We start from the raw sequence: 15,393 nt of genomic DNA, 5'->3' as shown, positions 1-15,393 counted from the left end.
TAAGTCTTTTTCTAATCGACAAAGATAAACTAATATCATTTGTTATATAAATAAAGTGAGTATGGCCAATACAATAACTGCCAATACTACACCACGAGCCATGATTTCTTTGTTCATTTTTAATAGAATGCCAAAGGCAATTAAAGTCAGAATACATCCTAATGTAATTAGTTTACCCAGATTTCCTTGTGACTTCAGAATCTGAATTCCAGCTATAAATGTAAAATCAGTAAAAAAGGTGATAAAGAGATAAGAGCCAAGCAATGTCGATACGAAACCTATTAAAAATCCTAGTAATAAATCTTTCTTATTCATTCCAATTCCAAGTATTAAGTTGCTGGATCGTGTGATGTGCAGTCAAATCAAATTGGACAGGAACTACTGATATGTAGTTATTTTCTAGTGCCCACTCATCAGTGTCTTCGCCTTTATCTTGGTTGACAAATTCTCCAGCGAGCCAGTAGTAGTCTCTTCCTTGCGGTGTTTTTCTCTTATCAAATTTTTCCATCCATCGGGCTTTCGCTTGACGACAAACTCGAATTCCCTTAATGTCTTTTGCTGCTAATTTTGGAAAATTGACATTTAATATAACACCTTCTGGCAAGCCGTTTTCTAAAACTTGTAAGGAGATTTTTTTGACAAATGATTTTACAGGTTCAAAGTTAGCGTTCCAATCAAAATCTGCTAGTGAGAAACCTATAGCTGGAATGCCTTCTATTCCGGCTTCGAGTGCAGCGCTCATTGTTCCTGAATAAATTACGTTTATCGAAGAGTTAGAGCCATGATTTATTCCTGAAACGCATAAATCAGGTTTTCTTTTTAAAATCTCGTTCACTGCTAATTTTACACAATCTACTGGAGTACCGGAACAACTGTATTCAAGATACGGATCACCTTCCTTAGAGATTTTGTTTAAATACAAAGTGCTGTTGGTGGTAATCGCATGACCCATTGCGCTTTGTGGAGAATCTGGCGCCACAACTACAATTTCGCCTAATTCAGCCATTACTGAAATTAGTGCTTTTATTCCTGGAGCCGAAACGCCATCGTCATTCGTAATTAGAATTAAAGGTCTACTGTTTTTCATTATATATTTGTTAAAAAAAAGTTTAATTTATGTTTTTATTAGCAAATCTTTGGACTCACAAAGGTTTTGTGTGAACAAAAGATAAAAATATGTTATCTTGAATCAATTACTATAGAAAAAATAAACATTTTTATATCTTTAACAAAAATTTATAGGGGCTTTGCTACCGTTGGCATAGTTTTTACCGTAAATTAGAATAAAAAATTCATGAATACTATTCTTAACTTTATGAAAAGAAATTATAAAATTATACTTGCTGTCGTATGCATATCGGTGACATTATTCGCCTTTAAAATGAATGCTTCAAAAGCAAATGATCCTGAAAAGGATAAATTGCTTTTGGAATTACTAACGTTCGTAATAGAAAAAGGACATTATAGTCCCTCTCCTATAGATGATGCATTCTCAAAAGGTGTGTATAAAGATTACATTCAAGCTTTGGATCCATCCAAAAGATTCTTTTTGCAATCTGATGTCGATGAATTTTCAAAATTTGAATTGCAATTAGATGATCAGATTATGAACAAGGATTTGTCTTTCTTTGATTTGACTTACACACGATTGATGCAAAGAATGGACGAAAGTAAAAAAATCTATAAAGATGTTTTGAGTAAACCATTCGATTATAAAATCGATGAGAGTTTTAATACGGATTATGAAAAAGCACCTTACTCTAAAAACTTTAAGGATCTTACTGATAGATGGCGCAAGCAGATCAAATTATCTACTCTTTCGTCATTAACTGACCGTTTAGAAATGCAGGATAATAAAAGTAAGGGTATCGTTAAAACTAAAGATTCTACAGCGGTATTAAATTCTGATCAAAATCTTAAACTAGATTCTTACGACTCTGATAAAAGTAGCGCTGACAAAGGGGATGGTAAAATTAAATCGTTTGAAGAATTAGAGAAAGATACTAGAGCTAGTGCGCTAAAATCTTTGGATGAGTATTTCGGTTTTATGAATGATTTAGATAGAAATGATTGGTTTTCTGTTTACATTAATTCAATAACTGCACGATTTGATCCTCATACAAACTATTTTGCTCCAGAGGAAAAAGAACGCTTTGATGTGAGTATTAGTGGGAAACTAGAAGGAATTGGAGCGCGCCTTCAAAAGAAAAATGATTACACTGAAATTACCGAACTTATTTCTGGTGGACCAGCGTGGAGAGGAAAACTACTTGAATCTGGTGATTTAATTATGAAAGTGGCGCAAGGAAATAAAGAAGCAGTTGATGTTGTTGGGATGCGTCTTGATGATGTAGTTAAGAAAATAAAAGGGCCTAAAGGTTCAGAAGTTCGTCTTACTGTTAAAAAAGTGGATGGAACTATTAAGGTTATCCCAATCATTAGAGATATTGTTGAAATCGAAGAAACCTACGCTAAATCAAGTATTGTAAACAAAGATGGATTAAAATATGGTGTGATTTATTTGCCTAAATTCTATATTGACTTTGAGAACAAGGATGGAAGAGATGCAGGTAAAGATATCGCTATAGAAGTAGATCGATTGAAAAAAGCTGGTGTTAACGGAATTGTCTTAGATGTTCGTGATGATGGTGGCGGATCTCTATCTACTGTTGTTGATATTGCAGGACTGTTCATTGAGCAAGGTCCAATAGTTCAAATTAAATCAGCTGGTAGAAAGAAAGAAGTGCTTTACGACAGAGATAAGAAAATTGAGTATGATGGGCCTTTAGTAATAATGGTGAATAGTTTTTCAGCTTCAGCTTCTGAAATTCTAGCGGCGGCAATACAAGATTATAAAAGAGGAATTATCATTGGTAGTAAACAAACTTACGGTAAAGGAACGGTGCAAAATGTTATCGATTTGAATCAATTTGTTCGTAATAGTGGTGTAGGTGATTTAGGAGCTATTAAAACGACAACGCAAAAATTCTATCGAATAAACGGCGGTTCTACTCAACTAGAAGGAGTGCATAGTGATATTGTTATGCCTGATCGTTATGCGTACCTTAAAATGGGTGAGCGTGATATAGAGAACGCAATGCCATGGGATAAAATTGACAAAACAGATTATATTGAATGGAACAAAAACGCCAATTTTAATCAAGCTATTGCAAATAGTAAAAATAGAATAAGTGCTAATCCTCAATTTCAATTAATTGAAGAAAATGCAAAGTGGATTGACAGCAGAAGTAAAGATAATGTTTATAGTCTGAATATAGATAAATTCAAAACGGCTCAATCAGAAGTGGAGGAAAAGGCTAAAAAATATAAACCAATTATGGATTATAAAAACGCACTTTCGTTTACTTCATTGCCTTACGAAACTGACGCTATGAATAAGGACGTTACTTTGAAAGAGAAAAGAGAAAGATGGCATGAAGCATTATCGAAAGATGTTTACGTTGAAGAAGCCTTAAATGTCTTAGATGATTTGCAAACTAAAACAGTTTCAAAAAAAATCATGCCTGTTAAATTAAAGAAAGAGAAATTAGCGAAATCATAACTTTAAGTAATTGGTATTTCAATTTAAACCAGCGCTCCAAAAAAATATTTTTTTTGGAGCGTTTTTTTTAAGTTATTTTACGCTTTAAATAATAACAAATTTTTTAATACTTGGCAATATTGATGTTACTTCTAGAATTTGCTCTTTACACACCTCTTAAATTATATTATGCAAAACAAAATGATAAGACAGAGTTATAGCTTTTTGATATTATTTTTCGTCAGCTTCTTATTTTCTTGTAATAAAAATCAAGGGACAGATAAGCCGATTATAAAACAAGAGGAGGGAACTCGTGTATTAGTTAATGAAGACGTACAGACAAGTAATAGCCACGCACGAAATGATACGAGTAAGAATGTAGTTTTTGATTATTTACCTACGTCCACCACCAACCAGATTGTGAAAAATGCGTATTATACGCTTTCTTACAGCGAATCTCATGAGCAATCGGAATGGGTAGCGTACGAACTAAAGAAAGATTACGTAAGGAATAATCATTTTAGAAGGCCTTTTTTTAATGAAGATACTAAAGTAACAACAGGTTCAGCTGATTGGAAAAATTATAAAAATTCTGGTTATGATAAAGGTCATTTGGTTCCGGCAGGGGATATGAGTTTTGATTTAAATGCATATAACGACACTTTTTTTACTTCAAATATTTCTCCCCAAGTACATGATTTTAACAACGGTATTTGGAATAGATTAGAGCAAAAAGTCCGTTACTGGGCTGTGAAGTATAATGGTGTTTATGTAGTTACTGCTGGAGTTTTAGACAAGCCACTAAAAACTATAGGAAAGGAGAAAGTTTCAGTTCCTAAATATTTTTATAAAGTTTTATTGACTACATCCGAGAACGATATAAAAATGATTTCTTTTCTGGTGCCCAATGAAGCTAGCACGAGGCCTCTTTATGAATTTGTAGTTGCTGTTGATCATCTCGAAAAGCTTACTGGCATAGATTTCTTTCCCGCTTTAGATGATACAATAGAAAATAAATTAGAGAGTACCGACGATTATAAATCGTGGAGTTTTAAATAATTTTCCCTGTTTACCATTCATTTACTTTATTGGCATCCATCTTTATGAAAATAAATAACAAAATAGTAAATCCCCAGAGTCCAGATCCACCATAGGAAAAGAAAGGTAGTGGAACTCCAATGGTTGGGAAAATACCAACGACCATTGCAATATTTACAAAAAAGTGGGTAAATAAAATTCCTGCAACACAATATCCGTAAACTCTACTAAATTTTGTTTTCTGCCTTTCTGCCAAATATATTATTCTAAGGAATAGGCCTGCAAAAAGAGCTATTACAACTAATGAGCCAGCAAAACCCCATTCTTCGCCTACTGTAGTGAAAATATAATCCGTATGTTGCTCTGGTACAAAACCTCCTTTAGTTTGCGTTCCTTCTAGAAAGCCTTTCCCAATCCATCCGCCTGATCCAATCGCGATTTCAGATTGATTGGTGTTGTATCCAACTCCTTTCATATCAACAGTTTTACCTAACAGAATATTGAAACGGTCTCTATGATGTTGTTTAAAAACATTATCAAAAACATAATCTACAGATAAGACGAATCCTGACATAAGCACAAATAGAATACTACTTAAAACAATATTTCTGTCCCCTAATCTCGATTTAAAATGGATGATAACTAACACAGCTAATCCAATAAGTATTACGTATTGGGGTTCTAATACGAGCGTTAATACAAACAAAAATATGGTGACAAAACCAGTTAACACATACCATGCAGGAAGTCCCTCGCGGTATAAAACAATTATAAATATACTGTAAATTAAGGCGCTTCCGGGATCGGGCTGCGGCAAAATCAACATTACTGGTAAAAGTATAATGGCTAGCGCCTGCCACTGCCTACTGACTTCTTTTAAATTAATTTGAGTGTCACTTAAATATTTCGCTAGCGCTAATGAGGTTGCAGCTTTTGCAAACTCTGACGGTTGTAATGTAAAGCTTCCTATTGCGTACCAGCAACGCTGCCCTGCAATGGTTTTTCCAAATGCAAATAAACCTACAAGTGATAATAGCGAGATTATAAAAATAATACTCGCATATTTTTCGTAAAATTTACCATCAACTGATAGTACTACGAAAATCAAAGGAATGGTAAGTACAATGAATATCAATTGCTTTTGGTACGTATCTTCCATCGAGGACAAGGAGGAGGAGTATATGTTAAGCCAGCCCAAAATAACCAATAACGTATAAATTATTATACTTATCCAGTCAATATTATTTGATACACTTTGGTTTTTCATCTGAATTATATCGCTTGTTTTTTCTCGGTCGTAGAATCAATTTTTACTTTTACTGCAGGGATTGCTTTTTTCTTGTTTAAAAGGGAATCACTAATTCTTATCTGTGCTTTCACTTTTTCAGAAAGTCCTCCTAGTTTTGCATATCTACTTTGTAAACTTGTTGCCAGCATCCTTTTTTCTAAATCTACTCTTGTAATTTTTTGGCGCAGGTACTTTTCAATCATCAAACTGGCGATAGGTCCTGCAATGGTAGCGCCATATCCTCCATTTTCAACCATTACTGCAATTGCAATCTTAGGATTGTCTTTTGGCGCAAACGCCACAAATATAGAATGGTCTTCTAATTTTACTTTTACACCTCCTATTTTCGCGAAGTTTTCTGCAGTACCAGTTTTGCCACAAATGTCAATTCCTTCAACCCTTAGTGCTCTCGCAGTTCCGGAGTTATAAACATCAAATAAACCACTTATAATAGGTTTGAAATATTTTTTGTCAACGGTGGTAACATGTTTGGTAGTGAACTTTTTATCAATTTGGTGCTCTTCAATTTTTTTTATGATGTGAGGAGTGTAGTAAAAGCCTTCATTAGCCACTGTAGCCATCATATTAGCAAGTTGAATTGGCGTCATTACAACTTCTCCCTGACCTATTGCATTTGAAACTATAGCAGTGCTTCGCCAACCACCATTAGGATACATTCTTTTGTAAGTCTTAGAATCAGGTATTTTTCCTCTTTTACCTGTTGGTAAATCGTAACCCATAAATTGTCCTAAACCAAAGCTCTTTAGATGATTACTCCAGATATCAACTCCTTGCGCTGGTTTCGCATACTTATTTATGTTACGCATAAATGCTGTCGCAAAATAGGAATTACAAGATTGATAAATTGCTCGATGTAGTTGTAGCGCACCTCCACTGCAGTGACATCTCATGAATCGACCGCGAGCATAACTGAAACCATGGTTGCACATTACTGTGCTGTTCTCATCGATAACACCTTCTTGTAAAGCGACTAACCCCGTTAAGATTTTAAATGGTGATCCAGGAGCGTATTCTGCTAATAGCGCTCTATCGTAAAGAGGTTTTGCAATAGAATCGTGATATAATTGAGTATAGTTTTTAGACCGCTGTCTTCCTACTAAAATACCTGGGTCGTAAGAAGGTGCAGTAACTAGTGCTAATATTTCGCCTGAGCTAGGTTCTATAGCAACAATTCCACCTCTTTTATTAATCATCAATTCTTCACCATATTTCTGTAGTTCAGCATCTATAGAAAGATTTATATCTTCGCCCTGAACAGCTATAGTGTCGTATTTTCCGTCTTTATAAGAGCCAATTTCACGATTGTATTTGTCTTTTTGGACATATTTGACTCCTTTAACACCTCTTAAAAGCTCTTCGTAACTTTCTTCTACACCTTGTTTTCCAATTAAGTCACCACTATTGTAATAAGGGTTTTTATCAACTATTTTCTCATTTACTTGAGTGATAGACCCAAAAATATTTGCACCAAAACCTACATCGTAATCTCTTAACGAACGCTTTTGGAAATAAAAGCCTTCATATTTTCGAATTTTTTCTTGGAAAGCAGCAAATTCACTTTTATTCAATTGTGATAAGAAAACAGAGGGAAGTCTTGGGCTGTATATTTTAGCCTTTTCAATTTTTTTGATGAATTCTTCTTTAGTGATATTCAGTAATTGACAAAACTCTAAAGTATCTGTTTTTTTTAGCTCACGTGGTATAACCATGATGTCGTAAGATGCCTGATTAGCAACCAAAAGTTTTCCTTTTCGGTCGTAAATGTAGCCTCTCTCAGGGTATTCGTATTTCTTTTTAATAGCATTGTTTTCCGACTTTAATTTCAAAGTATCATCAACAACCTGTAAATAAAAAATACGTATAACAAGCAAAGAAGTCGCAAGAATTATTAAAGAAGGCAACAAGACTTTTCTCATCGTTTATTTGGCTTAATAAGATATATGATAATAATACAAATTATAATTGTAAATACGGTGCTTAATAATGTTGTTATTAATGTGTCTAGAATGTAGGTCAGTTGGAATGCTTCTAGTAAAAATAGGGTAAAGTGATGAATGATTACAGATAGAAATATAAATGAAAAACGTTGTGGAGTTAATACATCGTTTATTTTTATTGTTTGATATTCATAACTTAAACCAAAAGCAAACTTAAAAATTGATGGTCTTGCATAGGCTAAAACTAAACAAGCAGTTGCGTGAGTTCCCCCTGAATTGCTGAATAAATCCATAATAATCCCAAGTAAGAAACTTGCTGCTATCAATCCTGACTTGTTTCCATTTACAGGATACAGAATAATAAATAGAATATAAGGAAATGGACTAATATAGCCCAAAAAATTCATATTGTTGAATATAATAATCTGAACGGCTAGTAAAAGTATAAAACGGGAAACGTTGACTAACAAGGTGCTATTCATCTTTTTCTCTTTTTTCTAAATTAAGAACTTCATCACGATCTTTACTTTTAATGATATATACATGACCTAAGTTTGTCATATCGTTAAATAGTTTAACATCTAAAGTGTAAAAGTTAGTTTGCGTATCTCTATAAATCTTAGCGATAGTTCCAATATTAATATTTTCGGGAAAAATTACCGATTGTCCACCAGTAACAATTGTATCTCCAATCTTTATTAAAGCTAATCTAGGAAGATCTGTCAACTGCACGAAACCAGTACTTTTTCCATTCCAGTTCAATGAACCAAAATGATCTGATTTTTTAATCTTAGCATTAATTTGAGTTCTCTTGTTTAAAATGCTAATTACAGTAGCGTATTTAGGAGATGTATTTTCAATAATTCCAACAATTCCCTTGTCATTGATGACACCCATATCTGGTTTTACACCATTGCGTTCCCCCGAATTTATAGTTAGGTAATTTTCATAAACATTATAGGAGTTGTGGATTACTTTTGATACAATAATATCCTCAAGCTTTACTCCTTTTAAACTGTCTAATCTTTTAGCCGTAGTAGTGTCTTTAACGTTAAATAAAAGGCTTTTTAGTTTTGCGTTTTCAATAGCAAGTTCCTCATTTTGAGTTTTTAAATTCAAATACTCATTAAGGTTATTTACTTTTTCATAAACGCCTCCGCTTAAAAAATTAGCGGAACTAATAATTTTACTTCTGTGAAAGGAGTGCGACTGAATAGTTAGTGCTAAGGAAATGCTTATAAGCAGCAAAAACAGTATTCTATTACTGTTTTTAAAAATAAAATTAAATATTTGCTGCATTGTTTAAAATTGAATTTTTTTTAAAATCAAAAAAGGTATTCTAAATTCCAATTAGATGTAAATTGGAATTTAGAAATTATTTTATAAGGATGCTTTTGAATTTATTGATGTTTTTTAGAGCCATACCTGTTCCTCTAACAACAGCTCTCAATGGATCTTCTGCAATATAAACAGGTAAGTCTGTTTTTTGAGAAATACGTTTGTCAAGACCTCTTAACATTGATCCTCCACCTGCAAGATAGATACCCGTATTGTAAATGTCAGCAGCTAATTCTGGTGGTGTTTGAGATAAAGTTTCCATTACGGCATCTTCAATACGTTGTATCGATTTGTCTAATGCTTTAGCAATTTCTCTATACGAAACTTCAACTTGCTTAGGCTTACCAGTAAGTAAATCTCTACCTTGAACTGACATGTCTTCAGGAGGAGTCTCTAGATCTTCTATCGCAGCACCAATTTGTATTTTTATCTTTTCAGCAGTACTTTCACCTACAAAAAGGTTGTGTTGTGTACGCATGTAGTAAACAATGTCATTTGTAAATACATCACCAGCGATTTTTACTGATTTGTCGCAAACAATTCCGCCTAATGCAATTACTGCAATTTCAGTTGTTCCACCACCTATATCTACAATCATGTTTCCTTTAGGTTGCATGATGTCTATACCAATACCAATAGCCGCAGCCATAGGTTCGTGTATCAAATATACTTCTTTACCATTTACTCGCTCGCAAGACTCTTTTACAGCTCTCATTTCCACTTCTGTAATACCAGAAGGTATACAAACGATCATTCGTAGAGCAGGGGTAAACATCCTTTTCTTCAATGCAGGTATGCTTTTAATAAACATACTAATCATTTTTTCCGAAGCATCAAAGTCAGCAATCACACCGTCTTTTAAAGGTCTTATGGTCTTAATGTTTTCATGTGTTTTACCTTGCATCATGTTGGCTTCTTTACCAACAGCAATTATTTTGCCCGAAATCCTGTCTCGAGCAACAATTGATGGGCTGTCAATTACAACTTTATCATTATGTATGATTAAAGTGTTAGCGGTACCAAGGTCTATCGCAATATCCTCGGTCATGAAATCAAAAAATCCCATAAGTTTTTTAAGGGTTAAAAGTTATTATAATAAATAGGATGCAAAGTTAAACAAATTAATGTTTGAAATGACGTGTTCCTGTAAATACCATTGCAAGTTTATTTTCGTTGCAATAGTCAATGCTTAATTGATCTTTGATCGATCCTCCGGGCTGAATTACTGCAGTTATTCCTGCTTCTTTAGCCAGGGCTACACAATCAGGAAAAGGGAAAAAAGCATCACTTGCCATTGAAGCTCCGTTTAAATCAAATCCAAAAGCTCTCGCTTTTTCAATAGCTTGAACTAGGGCATCAACTCTTGATGTTTGTCCAGTTCCTGAAGCGATAAGAGTTCCATTTTTTGCAAATACAATTGTATTTGATTTTGTATTCTTACAAACTTTTGAAGCAAAGATCAAATCTTTAATTTCCTCTTCTGAAGGAGTTGATACTGTAACGGTTTTTAAAGCGTCTTTATTGTCAGTGATATTATTTCTTTCTTGAATTAAAAGGCCATTTAAGCACGTTCTAACCTGTTTGTTAGGTAGTTCTACTTCATTTTGAACTAATATAATTCTATTTTTTTTCTCTTGTAAAATAGCTGATGCTTGGTCATCGTACGCTGGAGCGATTACAACTTCACAAAACAATTTGTTTATTTCTGTGGCAGTTGCAACGTCAATTTTAGTGTTCGAAATTAAAACTCCTCCAAATGCAGATGTTGGATCGCATGCTAAAGCTACGTTATAAGCTTCGCTAATTGTGTCTCTTGTAGCTAAACCGCAAGCGTTATTGTGTTTTAAAATAGCAAATGTTGGTCCGTCATTTTTAAATTCATTAATTAAGTTTACGGCTGCATCTACATCAAGTAAGTTATTGTACGACAATTCTTTTCCATGAATTTTTTGAAACATTGCATTAAAATCACCAAAGAAAAATCCTTTTTGATGTGGATTTTCTCCATATCTCAAAACTTGACCATTTGCAATACTTTCTTTATAGATGGTTTCATCTGTGTTGAAGTAGTTGAAAATGGCTCCGTCATAATGAGAGGAAACGTGAAATGCTTTTGTAGCAAGTAATTTTCTATCTTCTAATGTTGTGGCACCATTTTGTGATGTAATCAAGTCTAATAATAAACTATATTGGTCAACTGAAGAAATAATTACAGTATCCTTGAAGTTTTTTGCAGCAGCACGGATTAAAGAAATCCCACCAATGTCAATTTTTTCAATTATATCTGCTTCGCTAGCTCCTGAAGCAACTGTTTTTTCGAAAGGATATAAGTCAACTATAACCAAGTCAATTTGTGGAATGTCAAATTCTTTCATTTGTTGAACATCACTTTCGTTGTCTTGACGATTTAATATTCCGCCAAAAACTTTTGGATGTAAGGTTTTAACTCTACCACCTAAAATCGAAGGATATGAAGTGACATCTTCAACAGGAATTACTGGAATCCCTAAATTTTTTATAAAATCCTCTGTTCCGCCTGTAGAATAAAGTGTAACATTTTGACTGTTTAGTTGTCTTACTATCGGCTCTAATCCTTCTTTTGAGAAGACAGAGATTAATGCTGACTGAATTGTTTTAGTTGTGCTCATTATGTAGTTATAGTTATAAAATGCAAAAATAGTTTTTTAATGTCAAAATTGAGCCATTTGAAAACGAGATAATTGTAATTTTTATAGCTATTTCAATACTGAGGATAAAATAGTGGTTTAGTGCTATAATGAAACGATTTTTTACTAGGAATTTGATTAATATTTATGGAATTTTACTTTAACACAAAAATGTTTTTATGCTAGTTTACCTTCGATTACTAAAAGAGAGTTTTGGCTTTGCAATGAATGCCTTAAAAAACAATAAGTTAAGGACGTTACTTTCTTTATTAGGAGTTACTATTGGTATTTTTTCGATTATTGCAGTTCTTGCAGCAGTAGATTCATTGGATAGAAAAATCACTAAAGATTTAAGTAGTTTAGATAAAAACACTATTTATTTAATGAAATTCTCTTTTGGTCCTTCGGATATTCCCCAGTGGAAGCGCGAACAGTTTCCTAACGTAAAGTATGATGAATATACTTATATGAAAGGCACTATGACTAATACTGAGGCAATGGCATATCAGATATTTACTAGGAGAGAGTCCATAAAATATGATTCAAAAACAGTTAGTTCAGTTCAAATTATTCCTGTATCACAAGAATTTATTGATATTCAAGGATTAGAATTTGAAAAAGGACGCTTTTATAATGAATCGGAAGCTAATTCAGGCTCTACAGTCATAGTATTGGGAAATGAAATTTCAAAATCTTTGTTTGGGGAATTTGATCCTATTGGCAAAAATGTGCGCTTATATGGACAACGTTTTACTGTAATTGGTGTAATGAAAAAAGAAGGAACAGGATTGTTTGGAGATAGTAATGACACAGCAGCTTATATTCCTGTAAATTTTGTTCGGCAATTATATGGTGATAATAACACTTCATTAACCAATGTTATTATTTTTAAACCAGAAAAAGGTGTTGATATGGAAGCTTACAAAGGCGAACTGAGTCAAAAATTAAGAAATGTTCGTGGTTTAAAAGCGGGAGAAATTGATAATTTTTTTATCAATGTATTTTCAGGTTTTACTGATCTAATTGATGGTATTTTAGGCCAAATGAATGTAGTAGGATGGATTATCAGTGGTTTTTCGTTACTAGTAGGTGGCTTTGGTATTGCTAATATTATGTTTGTTTCTGTAAAAGAGCGAACAAACTTAATAGGAATTCAGAAATCATTAGGGGCAAAAAACAGATTTATATTATTTCAGTTTTTGTTTGAAGCCGTAATTTTATCTGTGATAGGAGGAGTAATTGGACTTATATTAGTTTGGACAATCTCTGTTATTTTAACGAAAGCATTAGATTTTGAATTCGTTTTAGGAATGGGAAATATTATTTTAGGAACGACTTTAGCCGCGATCATTGGGTTGATATCTGGAATTTTGCCTGCAATTGCAGCATCTAAATTAGATCCTGTTGAAGCGATTAGAACTGGAATGTAGTAGTTCTTTTTCGAATTAAATTAAATAGTTATGCGGAAAAAAAATAGCTTCCAAAATTTTGGAAGCTATTTTTTTTATTTAATATCGCAAAGGACAATTATCTAATATCGTTGTTTTGAATCAAATCGATGTATAGATTAATGTTGTCTTTCAAGTTTTTTCTTGGTGTGATAAAGTCTAGGAAACCATGCTCTAATAAGAACTCAGCAGTTTGGAAACCTTCTGGTAAATCTTTTCCAGTCGTATCTCTTACAACTCTAGGGCCTGCAAATCCAATTAATGCGCCTGGTTCAGAAATATTGATGTCGCCTAGCATCGCGTAAGAAGCAGTTGTTCCTCCAGTTGTAGGGTCAGTACTTAACGAGATATAAGGAAGTTTAGCTTCAGCTAGTTGTGCCAGTTTTACAGAAGTTTTTGCTAATTGCATTAATGAATAAGCAGCTTCCATCATACGTGCTCCACCAGATTTAGAAATCATTACGAAGGGTAACTTGTTTTTGATTGCGTGATCAATTCCTCTCACGATTTTCTCTCCAACAACGGCACCCATAGATCCACCAATAAAGGCAAAATCCATACAGCAGATAACCAAGTCTTTCCCCTTAGATTTTCCAACTGCGGTACGAACGGCATCCTTCAATTTGGTTTTCTCCATCACGTCTTTCAATCGATCTCCGTATTTTTTTGTATCAACAAAATTTAATGGATCTTTTGAAGTCATGTTTTTATCTAACTCGACAAATTCATTGTTGTCAAATAAAATTTGGAAATATTCAGCGCTTCCTATTCTTACGTGAAAACCATCTTCTGGACTTACAAATAAATTGCGAGCAAGTTCGTCGGCATCAATAATTTTTCCAGTTGGAGATTTGTACCAAAGTCCTTTTGGAATATCCATCTTGTCCTCTGTGGCAGTCGTAATTCCTTTTTCTTTTCTTTTAAACCAAGCCATATTTCTAGTGTTCAGTGTTCAGTAATCACATATCTAGTGTTCCGTTTTTAGTGTTCAACAATCAGTTATGTGAGTCGAATACTAAAAACGGAACACTGAATACTATGTTTTAAAGTGTATTTACGTTGTTCAAGTCAGCAAATGCTTGCTCAAGTCTTGTGTTGAAAGTAACTTCGCTTTCACGTAGCCATTTTCTTGGATCATAATATTTTTTGTTAGGAACATCAGCACCTTCTGGGTTGCCAATTTGAGTTTTTAAGTACTCGATGTTTTTTGTCATATAATCACGAATACCTTCAGTAAATGCAAATTGCAAATCAGTATCAATATTCATTTTGATTACACCGTAACTAATTCCTTCTCTTATTTCTTCTAGAGTAGAACCTGATCCACCGTGAAAAACAAAATCGACTGGATTGTGTCCTGTGTTGAATTTATTTTGAACAAAATCTTGAGAGTTTTTTAAGATTTTTGGAGTTAATTTTACATTCCCTGGTTTGTAAACACCGTGTACGTTTCCAAAAGCAGCAGCGATTGTAAATCTAGGACTTACTTTAGAAAGTTCTTCGTAAGCATAAGCCACTTCTTCTGGTTGTGTGTATAATTTTGAGCTATCAACATCTGAGTTGTCAACACCATCTTCCTCACCACCTGTAATACCAAGCTCGATTTCAAGTGTCATTCCCATTTTGCTCATTCTAGCTAAATATCCTTTGCAGATTTCGATATTTTCTTCAATTGGCTCTTCTGATAAGTCAATCATGTGAGAAGAATATAATGGTTTTCCCGTTTTAGCAAAATGCGCTTCTGATGCATCAAGTAAACCATCAATCCAAGGTAATAATTTTTTCGCGCAGTGGTCAGTATGCAAAATTACGGTTGCTCCGTAAGCTTCTGCCAAAGCATGTATGTGCAGTGCACCAGCAATTCCACCGGCGATGGCCGCTTTTTCTCCTGCGTTAGAAAGTCCTTTTCCAGCGTTAAATTGTGCTCCTCCATTAGAAAATTGAATGATAACTGGAGCATTTAGTTTTGCAGCTGTTTCAAGAACACTATTGATAGTATTTGACCCCGTAACGTTTACAGCAGGTAGTGCAAATCCTTTTTCTTTAGCATAATTAAAAATTTCTTGAACCTGATCTCCTGTCGCTACGCCTGGTTTTATGTTGTGTGCCATTGTAC

At 33.8% G+C, this 15,393-nt stretch carries 13 protein-coding genes; 3 read left to right on the top strand and 10 right to left on the bottom strand.

Annotated elements, in window-relative coordinates; translation table 11 throughout:
- Positions 1–42: 42 nt before the first annotated feature.
- Both LNP27_RS02255 and surE read right to left on the bottom strand, forming a co-directional pair.
- Positions 43–315, bottom strand: a complete 273-nt coding sequence (locus LNP27_RS02255; protein WP_229942904.1) for a hypothetical protein — start codon at positions 313–315, stop codon at positions 43–45.
- The gene (surE, locus tag LNP27_RS02250; protein WP_229942903.1) at positions 308–1,087 is read right to left on the bottom strand and encodes a 5'/3'-nucleotidase SurE; all 780 of its coding nucleotides are present in this window, start codon (positions 1,085–1,087) and stop codon (positions 308–310) included. Before surE ends, LNP27_RS02255 begins: the two co-directional genes overlap by 8 nt.
- A 207-nt stretch (positions 1,088–1,294) precedes the next feature.
- Between surE and LNP27_RS02245 the strand changes: the two genes are divergently transcribed.
- Both LNP27_RS02245 and LNP27_RS02240 read left to right on the top strand, forming a co-directional pair.
- Complete coding sequence (locus LNP27_RS02245) at positions 1,295–3,562, top strand: carboxy terminal-processing peptidase (RefSeq protein WP_229942902.1); 2,268 nt, start codon at positions 1,295–1,297, stop codon at positions 3,560–3,562.
- A gap of 180 nt (positions 3,563–3,742) precedes the next feature.
- Positions 3,743–4,600: a DNA/RNA non-specific endonuclease gene (locus LNP27_RS02240; protein ID WP_229942901.1), complete on the top strand. Its 858-nt coding sequence runs from the start codon at positions 3,743–3,745 to the stop codon at positions 4,598–4,600.
- 10 nt (positions 4,601–4,610) lie between these two features.
- Here the strand turns inward: LNP27_RS02240 and rodA are convergent, their stop codons facing one another.
- The 6 genes from rodA to purH all read right to left on the bottom strand — a co-directional run bounded on the left by rodA (position 4,611) and on the right by purH (position 11,811).
- Positions 4,611–5,846: a rod shape-determining protein RodA gene (rodA, locus tag LNP27_RS02235; RefSeq protein ID WP_229942900.1), complete on the bottom strand. Its 1,236-nt coding sequence runs from the start codon at positions 5,844–5,846 to the stop codon at positions 4,611–4,613.
- Between the two features lie 5 nt (positions 5,847–5,851).
- Positions 5,852–7,804, bottom strand: coding sequence for a penicillin-binding protein 2 (gene mrdA, locus LNP27_RS02230; RefSeq protein ID WP_229942899.1), 1,953 nt, complete (start codon positions 7,802–7,804; stop codon positions 5,852–5,854).
- On the bottom strand, positions 7,801–8,307 hold the full coding sequence (gene mreD / locus LNP27_RS02225) for a rod shape-determining protein MreD (protein ID WP_229942898.1): 507 nt from the start codon (positions 8,305–8,307) through the stop codon (positions 7,801–7,803). The genes mrdA and mreD overlap by 4 nt, the downstream gene beginning before the upstream one ends.
- A complete protein-coding gene (gene mreC / locus LNP27_RS02220; protein WP_229942897.1) occupies positions 8,300–9,124 on the bottom strand; it encodes a rod shape-determining protein MreC in 825 nt (274 codons plus the stop codon). The genes mreD and mreC overlap by 8 nt, the downstream gene beginning before the upstream one ends.
- A 76-nt stretch (positions 9,125–9,200) precedes the next feature.
- Positions 9,201–10,229, bottom strand: a complete 1,029-nt coding sequence (locus LNP27_RS02215) for a rod shape-determining protein (protein WP_229942896.1) — start codon at positions 10,227–10,229, stop codon at positions 9,201–9,203.
- 55 nt (positions 10,230–10,284) lie between these two features.
- Complete coding sequence (gene purH / locus LNP27_RS02210) at positions 10,285–11,811, bottom strand: bifunctional phosphoribosylaminoimidazolecarboxamide formyltransferase/IMP cyclohydrolase (RefSeq protein ID WP_229942895.1); 1,527 nt, start codon at positions 11,809–11,811, stop codon at positions 10,285–10,287.
- A 197-nt stretch (positions 11,812–12,008) separates the two neighbouring features.
- Here purH and LNP27_RS02205 point away from each other — a divergent pair, with 197 nt between their 5' ends.
- Positions 12,009–13,259, top strand: a complete 1,251-nt coding sequence (locus LNP27_RS02205; protein ID WP_229942894.1) for an ABC transporter permease — start codon at positions 12,009–12,011, stop codon at positions 13,257–13,259.
- Positions 13,260–13,356: 97 nt separating this feature from the next.
- Here the strand turns inward: LNP27_RS02205 and accD are convergent, their stop codons facing one another.
- Positions 13,357–14,211, bottom strand: coding sequence for an acetyl-CoA carboxylase, carboxyltransferase subunit beta (accD, locus tag LNP27_RS02200; protein WP_229942893.1), 855 nt, complete (start codon positions 14,209–14,211; stop codon positions 13,357–13,359).
- 109 nt (positions 14,212–14,320) lie between these two features.
- A complete protein-coding gene (gene fbaA, locus LNP27_RS02195) occupies positions 14,321–15,388 on the bottom strand; it encodes a class II fructose-bisphosphate aldolase (protein WP_229942892.1) in 1,068 nt (355 codons plus the stop codon).
- Positions 15,389–15,393 lie beyond the last annotated feature (5 nt).

Origin of the sequence: Flavobacterium galactosidilyticum (assembly GCF_020911945.1) — a bacterium.
Lineage (GTDB): Bacteria > Bacteroidota > Bacteroidia > Flavobacteriales > Flavobacteriaceae > Flavobacterium > Flavobacterium galactosidilyticum.
This window is presented reverse-complemented; position numbering and strand designations above follow the sequence as displayed.